The organism is Streptomyces sp. 150FB, from assembly GCF_000818195.1.
Lineage (GTDB): Bacteria > Actinomycetota > Actinomycetes > Streptomycetales > Streptomycetaceae > Streptomyces.
The window spans coordinates 3,378,857-3,397,588 of sequence record NZ_JTHL01000001.1 but is presented as its reverse complement, the minus strand read 5'-3'; the positions used below and the strand labels follow the sequence as shown (position 1 = coordinate 3,397,588).

Genomic DNA, 18,732 nt, shown 5'->3' with positions numbered 1-18,732 from the left:
TGCTGCCCGCCGGTACCCGGACCCTCGTGGATGTCGCGTGCGGCACCGGCATCGTGACCAGGCGGCTGCGAGGCCCCGGCCGTAGGGTGCTCGGGGCCGACCGTTCGCCGGGCATGCTCGCCATGGCCTCGGGCCGGCTGCCGAACGCCGTCGTGACCGGCGACGCGACGCGCCTGCCGGTCGGGTCCGGCAGCGTCGACGCCGTTGTCCTCATCTGGCTGCTGCATCTGCTCCCCGAGGCGGCTCCGGTGCTCGCCGAGGCCGCGCGGGTGCTGCGGCCCGGGGGCGTGCTGATCACCACCGTGGACAAGACGTCGGCGGCTTTCCGAACCGACGGCGACGACGGCGACAACAGCGACCTCGCCGCGCTGGTGGCGCCCGTACTCCGTCCGTATCGGGAGACCGCGACCGACCGCTTCGACTCCGTGGTCGAGCTGGGCGCCCGGTACGGACTCCGGCCGGTCGGTGAAACCGTCTTCTGGGGGGTCGGGCAGGGCCGGAGCCCCCGTCACTGGCGCGAGCAGATACGCACCGGCCGTGACGCGTGGACGCGGCGGGCCGATCCGGCACAGGTCGCCCGGCTCTGCGATGACCTGGCGGAGCTGCCGGACCAGGAGACCGCCAGGCCGGATCCGCTCTACCGGCTCGTCGCGCTGGGCCGGACCTCGTAACACCCGGGACCGCCAGCACCCCCCGGACCCCGGGCAGCCGCGCCGGGCGCGCTCAACTCGTATGCAGCATCAGGCCGATGCCCACCACCAGCAGCCCGGCGGCGGCGATCCTCGGCTTCCCGAAGCGCTCCTTGAAAAACACCGAGCCAATCGCGGCGCCGACCACGATGGACGACTCACGCAGGGCGGCGACCGGCGCGAGCGCGGCGCGGGTCTGGGCCCACAGGACCAGCCCGTACGCCAGCATGGACAGCGCGGCGCCGAGCAGCCCCAGCGGTGCGTGCGGCCGGAGTTGGGCCACCAGCCGACCGCGTCGCGTGTACACCGCGTACGCCGGGATCAGCAGCCCCTCCAGGATCATCAGCCACGCGATATAGCCGAGCGACGTGCCCGAGTTCCGTACGCCCACCCCGTCCGTCACGGTGTACGCGGCGATCGACAGACCGGTCGCGAGCGCGGCGGCCAGGGCGGGCCAGTGCGGCTTCGTTCCGGCGGCCTTGAGGCCCCACAGCGCGACACCGACGAGCCCCGCCGAAGCGACGGCGACGCCCGCCATCTGCCAGGCGTCCGGCAGTTCGCCGACGAACACGGCGGCCAGCACGGTCACGACCAGGGGAGCCGTACCGCGCGCGATCGGGTACATCTGCCCGAAGTCACCCAGGCTGAACGAGCGCATCAGCAGCACCTGGTAACCGACGTGCAGCAGCGCGGAGACGAGCAGATACGGCCAGGCCTCCCCGCGCGGCAGCGAGGTGAAACAGGCGAGTACGGCGCCGATCGCCGCGCCGCCCCCGGAGATCAGCGTGAAGGCGACGAGCTGATCCTTGATGGTGTGCGCGATCGCGTTCCAGGAGGCGTGTGTGAGAGCGGCGAAGAGGACGGCGGCGGCGATGAGCGGTGTCACGAGGCGCGCTTCCGTACAGCCACCGCCGAGCGGCGGCTGCGTGCGGTGCCGTCATCGCCGTCGCCGTCATCCGGGCCGGAGGTTCCTGAAAAGGTCATGACCCGCACGCTAGCCGCAGCCACCGGCCCGGCCGAAACCTATGCCGCGCAGAACTCGTTGCCCTCCGGGTCCCGCATGATCCACCAGTGCCCGGCCGGCCCCTGGTCCACCTCCCGTACGCGGGACGCGCCCAGTTCCTCCAGCCGGGCCACCAGCGCGTCGAGGCCGCCGGGCTCACCGTGGACGTCGAGGTGCAGCCGGTTCTTGCCGGACTTGCTCTCCGGTACCTCCTGGAAGAGCAGCCGGCGCCCCTGTCCGACACCGCTGGTCGCGTCGAACGGGTCGTCGGGGTGCCGGATCGCCGCATAGCCGCGGAAGATCTTCCGGCCGCCGTGCTCGGTGACCGCCTCGTCGCCGATCTGACCGGCGGCCAGCAGCCGCCCGACGAGCGCGCTGGGGTCCTCCACCTCGTACCCCAGCGCGGCGGCCCAGAAGTCCGCCTGGGCGGGCGCGTTCGTGCTGTCGATGACCAGTTTCCAACTGAGTGTCATGAGGCCATTTCTATGGTCGCGGGGAATCCGCCGCAACAACGAGGGCCGCTCACACCGCGCGCGCTTTCAGCCCGCCCTCAGTACAGAGGCGACCAGCGGCCCCGCAGCGTCGGCGCCGTGTCCGCCCGAATCGACGACGGCGGCCGCCGCCATGTCGTCCTGGAACGCGGTGAACCAACTGTTGTTCTTCGACTGGTTGTCGACCTCGGCCGTGCCGGTCTTCGCGCCCTTGTCGCCGCCGAGCCCGGCCATCGCCTGCGCCGCAGTGCCGCTCGTCGCCGTCAGCCGCATCATGTCGCGCAGCCCCTGGGCGACGGAGTACGGCAGCGAGCGCTGAGCCGTGGCGACCGTACGTCCGTCGAGCGACTTCGGCACCAGGTTGGGCTGCTTGAAGCTGCCCGACTTGGCGGTCGCGGTGATGGACGCCATGTTGAGGGCGCTCATCTGCACCGTGCCCTGGCCTATGTACTGAGCCGCGGCCTCGCCGCCGACGGCGTCCGGCACGCTGCCGTCGGAGGACGGGATGCCGATCTGCCAGTCGAGGCCGATGCCGAAGACCTGCCTGGCCTCCTTGGGGAGGGCCGAGTCGTCCTTCGCGTCGTCGATCAGCTTGATGAACGCGGTGTTGCAGGACTGGGCGAAAGCCTGCGAGAAGGGCTGGTTCGTCAGCGAGAACCCGCCCTCGTTGACGAACGTACGGCCCTCGTAGAGCACGTTCTTCGGGCACGGCGTCACCCGGTTCGGTGCGGCGAGGCCCTTCTCCATCAGCATCGCGGCCGTCACGATCTTCATCGTGGAGCCGGGCGCCTGCCGGCCGAGCACGGCCGCGTTCCAGGCACCCGAGCCGTTGTTGGCGACGGCGAGGATGTCGCCGGTGCTCGGCTTGACGGCGGCGACCGACGCCTGGCCGAACTGCTTCACCGCCTTCTCGGCCGCCGCCTGGACGTTCGCGTCGATCGTCGTACGCAGCGTGCCCGGCTTGCCCTTGGCGAGCGTGAGCAGCGTCTTGTCGGCGGCGGGAGCGGCCTCGGCGGCGCCACCTGTCGCGTCCGTGCCGTCCGTACCCTCGGCGCCGGTCGCCGCCGTGCCGTCGCTGCTGATGGTCAGCTCGATGCCGCTCTTGCCGCCGGCCGTACCGCCGTACTTCTTGCGCAGCTCGTCCAGTACGGGCGCGAGCGACGGGTACGTCTCGCCGGTCAGCACCTTGCCGTTACGGTCCAGCGCCTCGATCGGCGCGGCGGCCGATTCGGACGTCACGAGGTGCGTGCCCGCCGTCAGTTGCGGATGGATCACCGTCGGCGCCCAGTCCACCAGCGGACTCCCGGTGGTGAGCCCGCGCACCACGGTGAGCTTCGTCGCGTACGACAGGGGCTTGGTCACGCCCCCGAGGCTCACCTTGGCCTTGACGGTGTACGGCACGGTCGCGCCCACCGCCCTGCCCGGTGTGATCACCGCATCGGTGATGTGGGCCTCGTCGTGGAAGCCGGCGATGGCGGTCTCCGCCACGGCCGCGTTGTTGGTCAAGTGCGCTGCCTCGGACGGTTCGTCACCCGACGCCCACGCCTTCAGGAAGTCCTTCGCCGTCGAGTCGATCTCCTCGGCGCTGAGCGGCCCGGTCTTCTTGGCCTCCGGCTCGCTGCGCGCGACGGCCGAGGTGTCCGTACCGTCCCCGCCACCACCGGTGCCGCCGGTGAGCCCGTTGTAGACGTTGTAGCCCCCGTACCCCACCCCGCAGGCGACCACGACGAACACCCCGCCGATCACCGAGACCTTCACTCCACTGCGCATCTGTGCAGTCCCCCTCCCCAGGAGCGCTCTTTGAACATGTTCAAAGAGGCGTCGTTCAGCACTCTACGCGACGGGTGTGACACAGGGGAGAGCTGTTATCGGACTGGGACGCCCGTCACATCCGGGCCGTGTCACATCCGGGCCGCCCGTCGCGTCGGGAGCCTTCCGGGGACCACTCGCGGCAGTTACACCCAGGTGTCCAGCCACATCCTGTGCTGCCAGTCCGTGAGTGGGATCGGGGTGCCGGTGTAGATGGGCCAGAAGTAGATGAAGTTCCAGATGATGAGCAGCACGAGCACACCGGCCGAGACCGCGCCGATCGTCCGGCGTCTCTCGTCCGAGCCCGCTGGGCCGATCATCGCCCCGACCATCATCGACACGGCCAGACACAGGAACGGCACGAAGACGACGGCGTAGAAGAAGAAGATCGTCCGCTCCTGGTACAGGAACCAGGGCGCCCAGCCCGCCGCCACACCGCACGCGATCGCGCCCGCCCGCCAGTCGCGGCGGAAGACCCAGCGCCACAGGATGAAGCAGAGCGCGAAGCACGCGGCCCACCACAGGAGCGGGGTGCCGAGCGCCAGCACCTCGCTGGCGCACTTGGTGCCCGCCGCCGCGTGGCAGCCGTCCGTACCGGCCGCCGGGGACTCGTAGTAGTACGAGACGGGCCGGCCGAGGACGATCCAGCTCCACGGGTTCGACTGGTAGGTGTGGCCCGACGTCAGGTTGACGTGGAACTGGTAGACCTCGTACTCGTAGTGCCACAGGCTCCGGATCGGATCCGGGATCCAGGTCCAGTTGCCGCCCTTGCCCGGTCCCGTCGACGCCCAGTCCCTGAAGTAGCCCTTGTCGGTGAGGAACCAGCCGCTCCACGAGACGACGTACGTGGCGATCGCGACCGGCACCGTCGAGACGAAGGCCGGCACCAGGTCCCTGCGGAACACCGCGGAGTACGGCCGGACCGCGCCCGCCGTACGCCGCGCGCCCACGTCCCACAGCACGGACATCAGCGCGAAGGCGGCCAGGATGTAGAGGCCGTTCCACTTCGTCCCGAAGGCCAGGCCCAGCATCAGCCCGGCCAGCAGCCGCCAGGGGCGCCAGCCGAGCCGCAGCGTCTCGGCGATCCGTACGTCGGGCCGCAGCACGCCTTCCTCGTCCACCGGCAGCGCGTCGGCGAGTCTGCGCCGTGCCCAGTCGCGGTCGATCACCAGGCAGCCGAAGGCGGCGAGGACGAAGAACATCAGCACCGTGTCGAGGAGCGCGGTACGGCTCATCACGAAGTGCAGGCCGTCGACGGTGAGCAGGGTGCCCGCCAGGCACCCGAGGAACGTCGAACGGAACATCCGGCGCCCGATCCGGCACAGCAGCAGCACCGACAGCGTGCCGAGCACCGCCGTCATGAAGCGCCAGCCGAAGGGCGTGAAGCCGAAGAAGTGCTCGCCGAGGCCGATGACCCACTTGCCCACCGGCGGATGGACCACATAGCCCGGGTCGCTCGGCACGGGCACGGACGACGGGTCGATCAGGATCTTCTTGTCGATGTCCTTGGGCCAGTTGCCCTCGTACCCCTGGTGGATGAGGGCCCAGGCGTCCTTGGCGTAGTACGTCTCGTCGAATATCACCGCCTTGGGCTGCCCGAGGTGCCAGAACCGCAGCAGCCCGGCCACCAGCGTCACCAGCAGCGGCCCCACCCAGGCGGCGGAGCGCGTCAGGAGGCCCGCCACGGCGGGTGGCACACCGAACACGGCCCACAGCCGGTCCGAGGGGCGGGTGTACGGCGGCACCAGCCGTTCGCGCAGCCCGGGCACCTCCCGGGGCACATAGCCGAATCGGCGTAGCCGCTGAGGCCATGGGGGCGGCTTGTCGCCGGCGTCGTGCCCCTGAAGGGCCTTGGGCGCAGTACTGGTCACCGCGCCATCGTAGGGAACGCCGCTGTGCGAGGGGTGGCGGTGCCCCTGCGAGGATGGCGGATGTGAACGGAACGCCGGAAGTCAGCGGAGCGCCGGAAGGCGACGGGGTCGACGGAGTCGACGGGACCGAGGGGCCTGAGGGGCCCGGGGGGACCGGTACGGACGACTGGACGGACGACGGTGCGGACGACTGGGCGGGTGACTGGCCGGGCGGCCGGGACGCGGCAGGCACAGGAGCCACGGGCGGCGCGGCGGCCACGGGCGGCGCGGCGGTCGCGGCAGGCACGCTGGTCCTCGCCGGGACCCCCATCGGCGACACGTCCGACGCGCCCCCGCGCCTCGCCACCGAGCTGGAGACCGCCGACGTGGTGGCCGCCGAGGACACCCGGCGGCTGCGCCGGCTCACGCAGGCGCTCGGGGTACGTACCCGCGGGCGCGTCGTGTCGTACTTCGAGGGCAACGAGTCGGCCCGCACCCCGGACCTCGTCGAGGCGCTGACCGGCGGCGCGCGTGTGCTGCTGGTCACGGACGCCGGCATGCCGTCCGTCTCCGACCCCGGCTACCGGCTCGTCGCCGCCGCCGTCGAAAAGGGCATCAGGGTCACGGCCGTGCCGGGACCGTCCGCCGTACTGACCGCTCTCGCCCTCTCGGGACTGCCCGTCGACCGCTTCTGCTTCGAGGGCTTCCTGCCCCGCAAGGCCGGCGAACGCCTCGGCCGGCTCCGGGAGAACGAGCGCGAGCGTCGCACGCTCGTCTACTTCGAGGCGCCGCACCGCCTCGACGACACCCTCGCCGCGATGGCCGAGGTCTTCGGCGCCGAGCGCAGGGCCGCTGTTTGCCGAGAGTTGACCAAGACGTACGAAGAGGTGAAGCGCGGCGGCCTCGGCGAACTCGCCGCGTGGGCGGCGGACGGCGTACGCGGCGAGATCACCGTCGTCGTCGAAGGCGCGCCCGCCAAGAGCGGCGAGGATCTCGACCCGGCCGAACTGGTGCGCAGGGTGCGGGTGAGGGAGGAGGCGGGGGAGCGGCGCAAGGAGGCGATCGCCGCCGTCGCCACGGATTCGGGGCTGCCCAAACGTGTGGTGTTCGACGCGGTCGTCGCGGCGAAGAACGCCGACCGAACCGCGCGATAAGCAAAGCGAAGACCACCTCTCCGGCCCTTTGGGCATGAGAAGGCCAAGAGCAATCCATTAATCGACATCCCTGATGCACTCCCGCCGTCAAAGGCGTCCACTGGAGCGGTGGAGAGGAGTTGGCATGAGTGAGATTACGGGCACAGCCGTCGCCCACGAGGCATATGCCTTTGCGTGCATGCGTTGCGGGCACGGCTGGGAGAACGCTTTCGACATAGAGCACCACGTCGATGGCACAGGCCACAATTTCGTCGTGTACAAGTGCGAGGGGGTGCGGGTTCCTTCCCCGCTCTCCAGTCCGTCCTGCACCAACTGTGGCGGGCACGTCGTACGCATCATGCGTTCCGGACAGGTCTCGTCCATACGGGCGTTGACGGCGGAACAGAACTACCCGTCCCGGGTCATGGACAAGAGCAAGGGCGCCGAAGGCACCGCGGGCACGGACGGGACAGCGGGTACGGGGGACACGACGGCGGGGCAGCTCCCGGAGGGCGCGATGAACTCCGGCAAGCCCGTGCACCACTGGCATCTCGCCGACCTCCTGCACGCGTTCCAGCACCACAAGTGAGCCACCGCCAGCGACAGCACGGCGGCACCGGTGGCGGCCGGTGGTCCTTCGGCAGCGGCGGCTCGGGGTCCTGGGCGCGATCCTCGTAGGATCGGAGCCCATGAGTACGAAACAGGCCGCCCCGCCGCTGCCCGAACCCCTGCGCGTACCGGTCGCCGACTCGCACACCCACCTGGACATGCAGACCGGTTCCACGGTCGAGGAAGCCCTGGCCAAGGCCGCTTCCGTCGGGGTGACGACGCTGGTGCAGGTCGGCTGCGACCTCAAGGGGTCGCACTGGGCGGCACGGACGGCGGCCGCGCACGACGGCGTGCACGCGGCGGTCGCCCTGCACCCCAACGAAGCGCCGCGCATCGTACTCGGCGACCCCGACGGCTGGTCGCGGCAGGACGGGCGCGAGCCGGGCGGTGACACCGCGCTGGACGACGCGCTGGCCGAGATCGACGCGCTGGCCGCGCTCCCGCACGTACGGGCCGTGGGTGAGACCGGCCTCGACTACTTCCGGACAGGTCCCGAGGGCGTGGCGGCGCAGGAGCGTTCGTTCCGCGCCCATATCGAGATCGCCAAACGGCGTGGCAAGACACTCGTCATCCATGACCGCGAGGCGCACGCCGATGTGTTGCGTATCCTCGCCGAGGAAGGCGCTCCGGAACGCACGGTGTTCCACTGTTATTCCGGTGATGCGGAAATGGCTGAAGTGTGTGCTGCGGCGGGCTATTACATGTCCTTTGCAGGCAACGTCACATTCAAGAACGCTCAGCCGTTGCGTGACGCGCTCACAGTAGCGCCATTGGGGCTCGTACTTGTCGAGACGGATGCGCCATTTCTCACACCGGCGCCCTACCGAGGACGGCCTAATGCGCCGTATCTCATTCCGGTCACGCTGCGCGCCATGGCGGACGTCAAGGGGATCGGTGAAGACGCCATGGCTGAGGCGATCTCGCGTAACACGGCACATGCGTTTGGTTACTGAAGGATCACGGAATGGGTGCTGTCGGCCGGTGGTGCGGGGTAGCGTGGCTACCCTGCGTCGCCGAGTCGCTTTGGAGAGTTACGTCCGCTCCGCTACTGTCCCGGCTCGCAGCGCATTCGCGCCTCGTCGCAGCGTGCCGGACCGGATCTTGTGGAGCGTCGTGAGCCATTCGCAGGGCAGTCACCGAGCGGTACGGGGCGGGCGCCACGGCGCCAGGACCGCGGAACCGCCGCCGTACGAGCAGCCGTTGTACCAACCGTACGGAGAGTACGAGGCGCCCGGGAGCCACGAGCCGTATCCGCCGTACGCGGGGCCGTCCGGATACGAGCCGAATCCGTACCAGTCGAACCCGTACCAGCAGGGCAACCCGTACCAGTCGAACCCGTATCAGCAGAACAGCGCGCACCAGCAGAACAGCCCGTACCAGCAGAGCCTTTACCAGCAGAACCCGTACCAGCAGAATCCGTACCAGCCGTACGTGGCGCCGGCGCCGTTCCTCCCGCGCCAGCAAGGCACGGCAGGCGCCGCCCCGTTCATCGGCCACCCCGTCGTCGCCCCGCCCGTCATGAGCCCGCCCGTCGTCGCTCCACCCGTCATCCCACCCGTCATCAGTCCCTCCGGCCACGCCTCCTCCCGCCGCCGCACCCCCGCGCCGTCCCCCGAGGCCCTGCGCCGCCTCGTCCCGCAGGCGCTCGTCGTCGCCTTCCTGGCCGGCGGCACCTCCGCCTTCGTCGCGAGCGACAAGGCCGTCGAGCTGAACGTCGACGGCGTCCCGCGCACGCTCCACACCTTCGCCGACGGCGTCGACGAACTGCTCGCCGAGGAGGGCGTCAGCATCGGCGCGCACGACGTCGTCACGCCCGGACACGGCGACGACCTCAGCGACGGAGACACGGTCGCCGTCGGCTACGGACGTCCCCTCCGCCTCACCCTTGACGGCCGGCACCAGCTCGTGTGGACGACGGCACGCACCGTCGAGGGCGCACTCCGGCAGTTCGGGGTGCGCGTCGAGGGCGCGTTCGTCTCTGTCCCGCGCGCCTCCGCCATCGCGCGCTCCGGTCTCGCGCTCGACGTACGCACCGAACGGTCGGTGACCTTCATGGCCGACGGCGGCGAGCACACGGTCCGTACCAACGTGGCGACCGTCGCCGAGGCGCTGACCAGGGCCGGGATCGTGCTGGGCGCGCAGGACACCACCTCCGTGGGGCTCGGCAGCTTCCCGCGCGACGGCCAGACCATCACGGTCATGCGCATCACAGCGCACGAGGTGGTGCGCGACGAGCCCATCCCGTACGACACCGTGAGAACGCGGGACTCGTCGCTCTTCCAGGGGACCGAGGTCGTCGTACGCCAGGGCGCGCGCGGCGTACGCCGGGTCACGTACTCGCTGCGCACCGTCAACGGCGTCAAGCAGAAGCCGCGCGAGCTCCGCGGAGAGGTGGTGCGGCAGCCCGTCACCGAGCGGATCAGTGTCGGTACGCGGGTGCGGCCGACCTCCGTCGCCGGAGCCGACGGGCTGAACTGGAGCGGGCTCGCCGTCTGCGAGTCCGGCGGCCGGGCGGGCGCCGTCGACGCTTCGGGGAATTACGGCGGGCTCTACCAGTTCGACACCGGGACCTGGCGCGCCCTCGGCGGCAGCGGCCGCCCGCAGGACGCCTCAGGACAGGAGCAGACGTTCCGCGCGAAGAAGCTCTACGTGCAGCGGGGGGCGAGTCCCTGGCCCCACTGCGGCCGTAGGCTTACCGGGTGAGCACCACTGAGCCCGACGCCCTGCTGGGCCCTGCCGACATCCGCGAACTGGCCGCAGCGCTGGGCGTACGCCCCACCAAGCAGCGCGGCCAGAACTTCGTGATCGACGCCAACACCGTCCGCAAGATCGTCCGTACGGCGGAAGTACGCCCGGACGACTGCGTCGTGGAGATCGGCCCCGGGCTCGGGTCGCTGACCCTGGCACTCCTGGAGGCGGCCGGCCATGTGACGGCCGTGGAGATCGACGACACCCTCGCCGCCGCGCTGCCGAAGACGATCGAGGCGCGCGCGCCGGCGCGCGCCGGGCGCTTCTCGCTGGTGCACTCGGACGCGATGCAGGTACGCGAGCTGCCGGGACCGCCGCCGACCGCGATGGTCGCGAACCTCCCGTACAACGTGGCCGTGCCGGTCCTGCTGCACATGCTCGAACACTTCCCGACCATCGAGCGGACCCTGATCATGGTCCAGGCCGAGGTCGCCGACCGGCTGGCGGCCGCCCCGGGTAACAAGGTCTACGGAGTGCCGTCGGTGAAGGCCAACTGGTACGCGGACGTCAAGCGGGCCGGCGCCATCGGCCGTACGGTCTTCTGGCCGGCGCCCAACGTCGACTCGGGCCTCGTCTCGCTCGTCCGCCGCACGGAACCGCTGCGGACGACGGCCTCCCGGCTCGAAGTCTTCGCGGTCGTGGACGCGGCCTTCGCGCAGCGCCGCAAGACCCTGCGCGCGGCGCTCGCCGGCTGGGCGGGCTCGGCGCCCGCGGCCGAGGCGGCGCTCGTGGCCGCCGGGGTCTCGCCGCAGGCGCGCGGCGAATCACTGACGGTCGACGAGTTCGCACGGATCGCGGAGTCGAAGGGAGCGGGTGCGTGAGCGGGTCCACAGAGGTACGGGTACGGGTACGGGTGCCGGCCAAGGTCAACGTCCAGTTGGCGGTGGGCGCGGCGCGCGCCGACGGCTTCCACGACCTGGCCAACGTCTTCCTGGCCGTCGGCCTCTACGACGAGATCACCGTGACGCCCTCGGACACCCTGCGCATCACCTGCGAGGGCCCGGACGTGTCCCAAGTCCCCCTGGACGGTACGAACCTGGCCGCGCGCGCGGCCGTCGCACTGGCCGAGCGCCATGGCATCGACCCGCGTGTGCACCTCCATATCGCCAAGGACATCCCGGTAGCCGGCGGCATGGCGGGCGGCAGCGCGGACGGCGCCGGCGCGCTGCTGGCCTGCGACACGCTCTGGAAGCTGGACTCCAGCCAGGCCGAACTGCTCGACATCTGCGCCGAGTTGGGCAGCGACGTGCCGTTCAGCCTGCTGGGCGGCGCGGCGCTGGGCGTCGGCAGGGGCGAACAGCTCACCCCCATCGACGTCGGCGGCGGCTTCCACTGGGTCTTCGCGATCGCCGACGGCGGACTCTCAACTCCCTCCGTGTTCAGGGAGTTCGACCGGCTGGCGGAAGGTACGGCGGTCCCCACCCCGGTCGCCGACCCGGCTCTGCTCGCGGCCCTGCGTACGGGCGACGCCGTGGCACTGGCCTCCGCACTGACCAACGACCTCCAGCCGGCGGCCCTTTCGCTGCGCCCGTCCCTCGCCGACACCCTCGCTGCGGGCACGACCGCGGGCGCCCTGGCGTCCCTGGTCTCCGGCTCGGGCCCGACGACGGCGTTCCTGACGAAGGACGCGGAGACGGCGCAGCAGGTCGCCGAAGCGCTGCTGGCCTCGGGTACCTGCCGTACGGCCCGAGTGGCCCCGGCACCGGCGCCGGGCGCGACGGTCGTGGAGCGGAGCGCACGGTGAGCGACTCCGGGCGGCGGAGCGCGTTATGCGTGGCACTGGCCACCACGGCGCTCACCGCGACGGCGTGTGCGGCACCGCCTCCGGCGCCCCGCGCGGCGCCGGAGGCCGCGCTGCGGGTGTGCACGACGGGTGACTACAAACCCGCCACCTACCGCGACCCCAGGACCGGCCGGTACGGCGGGATCGACATCGAGATGGCCAGAAGCCTCGGCGCGTACCTGAAGCGCGAGGTGACGTTCGTCCCCACCACCTGGCCCACGCTCATGAAGGACCTGGCCACCAAGGGGAAGTGCGAGATCACGATGGGCGGCGTCTCGATCACCCCCGAGCGCCGCAAGAGCGCCGACTTCACCCGGCCGTACCTCAACGCGGGCAAGATCCCGCTGAACACGACCGCCCGGGCACCGCACCTGCGGACACTGGACCAGATCGACCGCAAGGGCGTCCGGGTCATCGTCAACCCCGGTGGCACCAACGAGGAGTTCGTGAAGAAGCACTTCTCGAAGGCCACCGTCGTCGCCTGGCCGGACAATGTGACGATCTTCGACCAGCTCCTCGCGGGCAAGGCGGACGTGATGATCACGGACGCGCTGGAAGCGGAGTACCAGGCCGAGCTGCACCCGGGCCTGACGGCCGTGAACCCGGACAAGCCCTTCAACGAGGACCAGAAGGCCTACATGCTGCCGAAGGGCAGCAGGCTCACGGTGAAGGCCGACCAGTGGCTGGAACAAGCACTCAAGGACGGCACCTTCCAGCGCTTTTACACGACATGGATGAACCACTGACCCTGAGATGAGCGACGGGCCGGGAACGGGAGGAGGCCGCCCGTATTCTCACCGCGCCCGTTCCGGTGCTGATGTGCCCCGGAAACCACGACGTCCGGGCGCCTACCGCAAGGGTCTGCGGGGCGAACCGGCGGCCGACGGGCCCATCAACGAGGCGTTGCATGTCGCCGGCACCACGATCCTCATGTGCGACGCGACCATTCCGGGCCGGGACGAAGGGCGCCTCGACGCCGAGACCTTGGCGTGGATGGCTGCCACGCTCGACGAACTGGAGCCGGAGTCAACGCCGTTGATCGCCTTCCACCAGCCTCCGGTCGAACTGCACCACCCGCTGCCCAACGGGTACCGCCTCGAACAGCCGGGGAATCTGGCCGCGTTGCTCGCCGCGTACCCTCGCGTCGCCGCCGTCATCACGGGCCACGCGCACACCCTCGCTTCCTCCACCTTCGGCGGCCTGCCGCTGGTGGCCGGACCCGCGGTGACCTGGACCCTGCGGATGCCCTGGGAGGGCGACAGCGCGGCCGACCGGGAGCAGCCGCCCGGGCCGGCCTTCCATGTCCTGGACGACGAGCGGCGGTTGACCGCGCACTTCCGCGTTGTGCTCTGAACTCTCAGCTCCGCTCGGCGGAGGCGAACTGCTCGAACTGGGCGAACTGGGCGAGCAGGCCCTTCGGCGCGTCGTCGCTGAAGCAGATGGCGAGATTGGTGGCGGACTCCGCCGCTGACGCCTCGCTGCGCGGGAAGAGCGCCAACTCGTAGGCGGCGAGGGCGGCTTCGGCGTCACCGGGGTGCGCGGCGATGGCCCGGCCGAGTTCGGCGCCGTCGAGCATCGCGAGGTTGGCGCCCTCCCCGGCGAACGGGGACATCAGGTGCGCGGCGTCGCCCAGCAGCGTGACGCCCGGCACCCGATCCCAGCGATGGCCGACCGGCAGGGCGTGGATCTGCCGGGGGACCAGCGCGCTGTCGGCGTCGGCGACGAGCGCGCGCAGGCTCTGGTCCCAGTCGGAGAAATGCTCCAGTACGGCGGCCTTGGCGGCTTCCGCGCCCAAGGCCCTGATGCCGGAGATCCAGCCCTCCGGAGTCGCGAGCCCGGCGTAGACATGCAGGGTGCCGTCGGTCTCACGGTGGGCCATGAAGCCCTTGCCGTCGCTGAGCGCGAAGAGCATTCCGCCGCCGATGACGGCCGCGCTGTCGGGGTGCCGGGCGTCCGCGTCCAGCAAATCGGCCTCGACGAACGACAGACCGGTATAGACGGGGGTGGCGTCGGAGACCAGGGGACGGATCCGCGACCAGGCCCCGTCCGCGCCGATCAGCAGGTCGGTGGTGAAGGCGGAGCCGTCGGCGAGGCTCACCTCGTGCCGGCCGTCGCCGAGCGACCGCGCGGCGGTCACCTTGGCCCCCCAGCGGACCGTGCCTTCGGGCAGCGAGCCGAGCAGCAGATCACGCAACTGCCCCCGGTTCACCTCGGGTCGGCCGCCTTCGCCGTCGTCGGCCTCCTCCGTATGGACCACGGCGTGCTTGTCGAGGACGCGCATCGCCTCGCCGCCGGGGAGGACGAGCGCGCGGAACTCGTCGTACAGACCGGCCGCCCGCAGCGCGGCCTGGCCGGAATCCTCGTGGATGTCGAGCATGCCGCCCTGGGTGCGGACGGTCGGCGCGGGTTCGGCCTCATGGACGACGGTCTCGATGCCGTGCACGTGCAGAACGCGGGCGAGTACGAGGCCGCCGAGACCGGCGCCGACGATCGCGACGGGGTGGTGGTCGCTGGTCATGTTGTTCTCTCTTTCGCAGAGGTCGAGGGAGGTCAGGGGGCGCGGGGTTCACAGGGCCGGGGGCAGCGGGGTGCGCAGAATGCCGTCGATCAGGACGCGGAACCCCCACGACAGCCGCTGCTCCGGGGTGCCGGAGAGCAACTGCGCGCCGACAGCGTCGAGATGGGGGCGGGTCAGCGGCGAGAAGGCAGGCGAGCGGGTGAAGGAGTCCCACTCCTCCTGGCCGTCGGGGTGCTGTTCGCCGGTGGAGTGCTCGGCGGCCGTGGTGGTGGCGAGCTGCAACAGCACATTCACGCCCCAGGCGGCCTGCCCGGGCGGCACGCCCCCCTCGTCCAGCAGCGCCAGCAGCGTTTCGATCAGGTCGAGGTAGTGCGGGCCGCTGGGCCGGGCGACCAGCGCCGAGCGGGCGAGGCTGGGGTGCTCGAAGAGCATGAGCGTGTACGAGGTGAGCACCGCCTCCAGCCGCTCGCGCCAGGAGGCCCCGGCCGGGTTCACCCCGAGGGTCTCGGCCCCGGTCCCGGTCGCGACCGTCCCGAGGGTCTCGGTCCCGGTCGCGACCGTCCCGTCCGCGACGGTCCCCAGCAGCTCGTCCAGGATCGCCGCGTGCAGCTCGGCGGTGTTGCTGACGTACACGTACAGCGAGGCCGGACCGGTGTCCAGCTCCTGCGCCAGCCGCCGCATGGTGACCTTCGGCAGGCCCTCGGCCCGCATGATCCCGATGGCGGTGGCCACGATCCCGTCCCTGCTCAGGGCGGGTTTGGCCGGTCGTTCACGGCGGCTTCTCGGGGTGGCGGCGGAGTCACTCATGACTCTGACGATAACGAACATGTTCGCTCAGAACAAGTTCGTCACGAACATGTTCGTTCCGCCGGGATGGCTTCCCCGAACGCCGTACGGAACCCGCACACCGTGCGCGAAGCCCGTACACTTCGCCCGTCAAAAACCGACCCAGGAGGAGACCCGCATGCCGGCCGACAAGCAGCAGGAGCCGTTCCCCTCCGTGTGGACCCGTCCGCAGCGGCAGCGGCGCGAGCAGCCGGCGCTGAGCCGGAACCAGATCGTGGCCGTCGCGCTCCAGTTGCTGGACGCGGACGGGATCGGTGCCCTGAGCATGCGCAAACTCGGCAGCCGCCTGAACGCCGGCGCCACCTCGATGTACTCGCACGTCGCCAACAAGGACGAGCTGATCGAACTGGTCGTGGACGAGGTCTACGGCGAGGTCGACGTACCCGCCCCCGGCGACCCCGCGCAGTGGCGTTCCAACGCCGTCCACTGCGCCCGGAGCCTGCGCTCGGCGCTCCTGCGGCACCCCTGGATCGTCTCCGTGCTGGGCGAGGCGGGGGTGGCCTATCTGGGGCCGAACCTGATGCGCGTCACCGAGGGGCTGATCGCCGTGTTCGAGCGCGCGGGTTTCTCGCTGGAGGAGGCAGACAAGGCCGTCAACACGGTCGTCGCGTACGTCATCGGAATCTCCATCGGCGAGGCCGCCTGGCTGACCACGCTGGCGCGCAGCGGGCGGAGCGAGGAGGAGTGGCTGCGGCAGCTCTGGCCGGCCGCCGAACTGGCGGTACGCGCCCACCCGCGCCTGCGCGAGCTGTACACGGCCCAGCGCGACCAGCCCCCGGCCGCCGACCGGGACGACAGCTTCGAGGACGGACTCGCCTGCGTACTCGACGGCCTGGAGTTCCGCCTGACCCGCGCCGCCGGAAACTAGCGGCCGGAAACCAGGCCCTGTCCGGCGCCCTCCGCGGCCGGGAAGCGCCACCAGCCCCCCTCCGGACCCGCCCCGCCGACCACCGACCGGTCCGGCAGGGCGGGCGGTCCTGTGTGGCGACTACGCTGGGACGTCGATAGATCCCCCCGTACAGGAGTGAAATGGCCGTCAATCTCGTCAATGTCGAGACAGTCACCAAGGTGTACGGCACCCGTGCGCTGCTCGACGGTGTCTCACTCGGCGTCTCCGAGGGAGACAGGATCGGGGTCGTCGGCCGTAACGGTGACGGCAAGACGACCCTCATCCGGCTGCTGGCGAAGCTGGAGGAAGCCGACCTCGGGCGTGTCACGCACAGTGGCGGGCTGCGGCTCGGCGTGCTCACCCAGCACGACTCGCTCGACCCCACGGCCACCGTCCGGCACGAGGTCATCGGTGACCTCGCCGACCACGAGTGGGCCGGCAACGCCAAGGTGCGTGACGTGCTCACCGGGCTCTTCGGCGGGCTTGACCTGCCGGGCTTCCCCGAGGGGCTCGACACCGTGATCGGGCCGCTCTCCGGTGGCGAGCGGCGCCGGATCGCACTCGCCAAGCTGCTCATCGCCGAGCAGGACCTGATCGTGCTCGACGAGCCCACCAACCACCTCGACGTGGAGGGCATCGCCTGGCTGGCGCAGCATCTGCGGACCCGGCGTTCGGCGCTGGTGGTCGTGACGCACGACCGGTGGTTCCTCGACCAGGTGTGTACGCGGATGTGGGACGTCCAGGGCGGTTACGTCCACGAGTACGAAGGCGGCTACTCGGACTACGTCTTCGCCCGCGCCGAGCGCGAGCGCATCGCGGCGACCGAGGAGGTCAAGCGCAAGAACCTGGTCCGCAAGGAGCTGGCGTGGCTGCGGCGCGGGGCTCCCGCCCGTACGTCCAAGCCGCGCTTCCGGATCGAGGCGGCCAACGAGCTGATCGCCGACGTGCCGCCGCCGCGCGACACGTCCGAGCTGATGAAGTTCGCCAACGCGCGGCTCGGCAAGACCGTCTTCGACCTGGAGGACGTGACGATCCAGGCGGGCCCGAAGGTCCTGCTGACCCACCTCACCTGGCAGCTCGGCCCCGGCGACCGGATCGGTCTGGTCGGGGTCAACGGCGCGGGCAAGACCTCGCTGCTGGCCGCGCTCACCGAGGCCGCCCGTACGCAGGGCGACGTACAGCCCACCGCGGGGAAGGTGATCGTCGGCCGGACCGTGAAGCTGGCGTACCTCTCCCAGGAGGTCACCGAACTCAAGCCCACGCTACGGGTGTTGGAGGCCGTCCAGCAGGTACGCGACCGCGTCGACCTCGGCAAGGGCCGGGAGATGACAGCGGGCCAGCTCTGCGAGCAGTTCGGCTTCACCAAGGAGAAGCAGTGGACGCCGGTCGGTGATCTGTCCGGCGGGGAGCGGCGCAGGCTCCAACTGCTGCGGCTGCTGATGGACGAGCCGAACGTCCTCTTCCTCGACGAGCCCACCAACGACCTCGACATCGAGACGCTCAACCAGTTGGAGGACCTGCTCGACAGTTGGCCCGGGTCGATGGTGGTCATCTCGCACGACAGGTTCTTCATCGAGCGGACCACCGACAAGGTGATGGCGCTGCTCGGCGACCGGACGCTGCGGATGCTGCCGCGCGGCATCGACGAGTACCTGGAGCGCCGCAGGAAGCTCGCGCAGTCCGGGGTCCCGGCCGCCCCCGCCGCTTCCGGTCCTTCGGCGTCCTCCGCCGCCTGGGCGGCCGGGCAGGCAGGGGCCGCGGGCGCTGCCGCCGCTTCCTCCGGCGCACCGGCCTCCGCCAAGGACGGCCGCGCCGCGAAGAAGGAACTGCAGAAGATCGAGCGTCAACTCGACAAGTCCTCCACCCGCGAGACGTCCCTGCACCAGCAGATCGCCGAGAACGCCACAGACTTCGAAAAGGTGGCGAAACTGGACACGGAACTCCGCCAACTCGTCTCCGATCGCGAGGAGTTGGAGATGCGTTGGATGGAGCTGGCAGAGGATGCGTAGAGACGCTGTGCAGAGCGCATAACAGGTGCGTCACGGGCCGGTCCACCCTTGGAAACAGGGGCGGACCGGCCCCTGCCGTACGTGGGTTCGGGTGATAGAAAGAAGGCCCGCTCGGCTGATATGACGATGCGGGATCCATGTCCGGATCTGTTCGCTCACTCCTTCCGTGATGTCGGGGGCCCGGGGTTCCGGAGTTCCGTACGTCGGAACCGGGACGCGAACGACCACGCCATGGGCCGTACTTCAAGGGGGAAAAGCGCTGATGACTCAGCCACCTGGCCAGCAACCGCCACAGGGGGGCTTCGGCGCCCCGCAGGATCCGGGCAACTCCCCGCAGGACGCGCCGCCGCCGCAG

16 protein-coding genes and 1 pseudogene are annotated in these 18,732 nt (G+C 70.8%); 11 read left to right on the top strand and 6 right to left on the bottom strand.

Features of this window, described 5'->3' with window-relative positions:
- A partial coding sequence (locus tag QR77_RS14395) for a class I SAM-dependent methyltransferase (RefSeq protein WP_040022146.1) occupies positions 1–671 on the top strand: 671 nt, incomplete at its 5' end.
- A gap of 52 nt (positions 672–723) precedes the next feature.
- On the opposite strand, the gene QR77_RS14390 is transcribed toward QR77_RS14395, so the two are convergent.
- The 4 genes from QR77_RS14390 to QR77_RS14375 form a co-directional block, all read right to left on the bottom strand.
- Complete coding sequence (locus QR77_RS14390) at positions 724–1,575, bottom strand: DMT family transporter (protein WP_040022145.1); 852 nt, start codon at positions 1,573–1,575, stop codon at positions 724–726.
- Positions 1,576–1,712: 137 nt separating this feature from the next.
- Positions 1,713–2,165, bottom strand: a complete 453-nt coding sequence (locus QR77_RS14385) for a VOC family protein (protein WP_040022143.1) — start codon at positions 2,163–2,165, stop codon at positions 1,713–1,715.
- Between the two features lie 66 nt (positions 2,166–2,231).
- Positions 2,232–3,953, bottom strand: a complete 1,722-nt coding sequence (locus QR77_RS14380) for a penicillin-binding transpeptidase domain-containing protein (RefSeq protein ID WP_040022141.1) — start codon at positions 3,951–3,953, stop codon at positions 2,232–2,234.
- A 185-nt stretch (positions 3,954–4,138) separates the two neighbouring features.
- On the bottom strand, positions 4,139–5,863 hold the full coding sequence (locus QR77_RS14375) for a phospholipid carrier-dependent glycosyltransferase (protein ID WP_040022139.1): 1,725 nt from the start codon (positions 5,861–5,863) through the stop codon (positions 4,139–4,141).
- Positions 5,864–6,150: 287 nt separating this feature from the next.
- Here QR77_RS14375 and rsmI point away from each other — a divergent pair, with 287 nt between their 5' ends.
- The 8 genes and pseudogenes from rsmI to QR77_RS14335 form a co-directional block, all read left to right on the top strand.
- Complete coding sequence (gene rsmI, locus QR77_RS14370; protein ID WP_040027925.1) at positions 6,151–6,996, top strand: 16S rRNA (cytidine(1402)-2'-O)-methyltransferase; 846 nt, start codon at positions 6,151–6,153, stop codon at positions 6,994–6,996.
- 124 nt (positions 6,997–7,120) lie between these two features.
- A complete protein-coding gene (locus QR77_RS14365; protein WP_040022137.1) occupies positions 7,121–7,564 on the top strand; it encodes a hypothetical protein in 444 nt (147 codons plus the stop codon).
- 100 nt (positions 7,565–7,664) lie between these two features.
- Positions 7,665–8,537 (top strand): TatD family hydrolase, encoded by an 873-nt coding sequence (locus QR77_RS14360; RefSeq protein ID WP_040022135.1) that lies wholly within the window; start codon positions 7,665–7,667, stop codon positions 8,535–8,537.
- Between the two features lie 160 nt (positions 8,538–8,697).
- Positions 8,698–10,287: a resuscitation-promoting factor gene (locus QR77_RS14355; protein ID WP_236710652.1), complete on the top strand. Its 1,590-nt coding sequence runs from the start codon at positions 8,698–8,700 to the stop codon at positions 10,285–10,287.
- A complete protein-coding gene (rsmA, locus tag QR77_RS14350) occupies positions 10,284–11,153 on the top strand; it encodes a 16S rRNA (adenine(1518)-N(6)/adenine(1519)-N(6))-dimethyltransferase RsmA (RefSeq protein ID WP_040022134.1) in 870 nt (289 codons plus the stop codon). The genes QR77_RS14355 and rsmA overlap by 4 nt, the downstream gene beginning before the upstream one ends.
- The gene (locus QR77_RS14345; RefSeq protein ID WP_040022132.1) at positions 11,150–12,076 is read left to right on the top strand and encodes a 4-(cytidine 5'-diphospho)-2-C-methyl-D-erythritol kinase; all 927 of its coding nucleotides are present in this window, start codon (positions 11,150–11,152) and stop codon (positions 12,074–12,076) included. Before rsmA ends, QR77_RS14345 begins: the two co-directional genes overlap by 4 nt.
- Before the next feature lie 29 nt (positions 12,077–12,105).
- Positions 12,106–12,861, top strand: a complete 756-nt coding sequence (locus QR77_RS14340; RefSeq protein ID WP_236710651.1) for a transporter substrate-binding domain-containing protein — start codon at positions 12,106–12,108, stop codon at positions 12,859–12,861.
- 23 nt (positions 12,862–12,884) lie between these two features.
- Positions 12,885–13,468 (top strand): annotated as a pseudogene (locus tag QR77_RS14335) (metallophosphoesterase); the annotation flags it as partial.
- Between the two features lie 4 nt (positions 13,469–13,472).
- On the opposite strand, the gene QR77_RS14330 reads toward QR77_RS14335, so the two are convergent.
- A complete protein-coding gene (locus QR77_RS14330) occupies positions 13,473–14,633 on the bottom strand; it encodes an NAD(P)/FAD-dependent oxidoreductase (protein ID WP_040022128.1) in 1,161 nt (386 codons plus the stop codon).
- A gap of 48 nt (positions 14,634–14,681) precedes the next feature.
- Complete coding sequence (locus tag QR77_RS14325; protein ID WP_040027923.1) at positions 14,682–15,440, bottom strand: TetR/AcrR family transcriptional regulator; 759 nt, start codon at positions 15,438–15,440, stop codon at positions 14,682–14,684.
- Positions 15,441–15,597: 157 nt separating this feature from the next.
- On the opposite strand from QR77_RS14325, the gene QR77_RS14320 reads away from it, so the two are divergent.
- Positions 15,598–16,347: a TetR/AcrR family transcriptional regulator gene (locus QR77_RS14320; RefSeq protein ID WP_040027922.1), complete on the top strand. Its 750-nt coding sequence runs from the start codon at positions 15,598–15,600 to the stop codon at positions 16,345–16,347.
- A 161-nt stretch (positions 16,348–16,508) separates the two neighbouring features.
- Positions 16,509–18,377 (top strand): ABC-F family ATP-binding cassette domain-containing protein, encoded by a 1,869-nt coding sequence (locus QR77_RS14315; RefSeq protein WP_040022127.1) that lies wholly within the window; start codon positions 16,509–16,511, stop codon positions 18,375–18,377.
- The last annotated feature ends 355 nt before the right edge of the window (positions 18,378–18,732 follow it).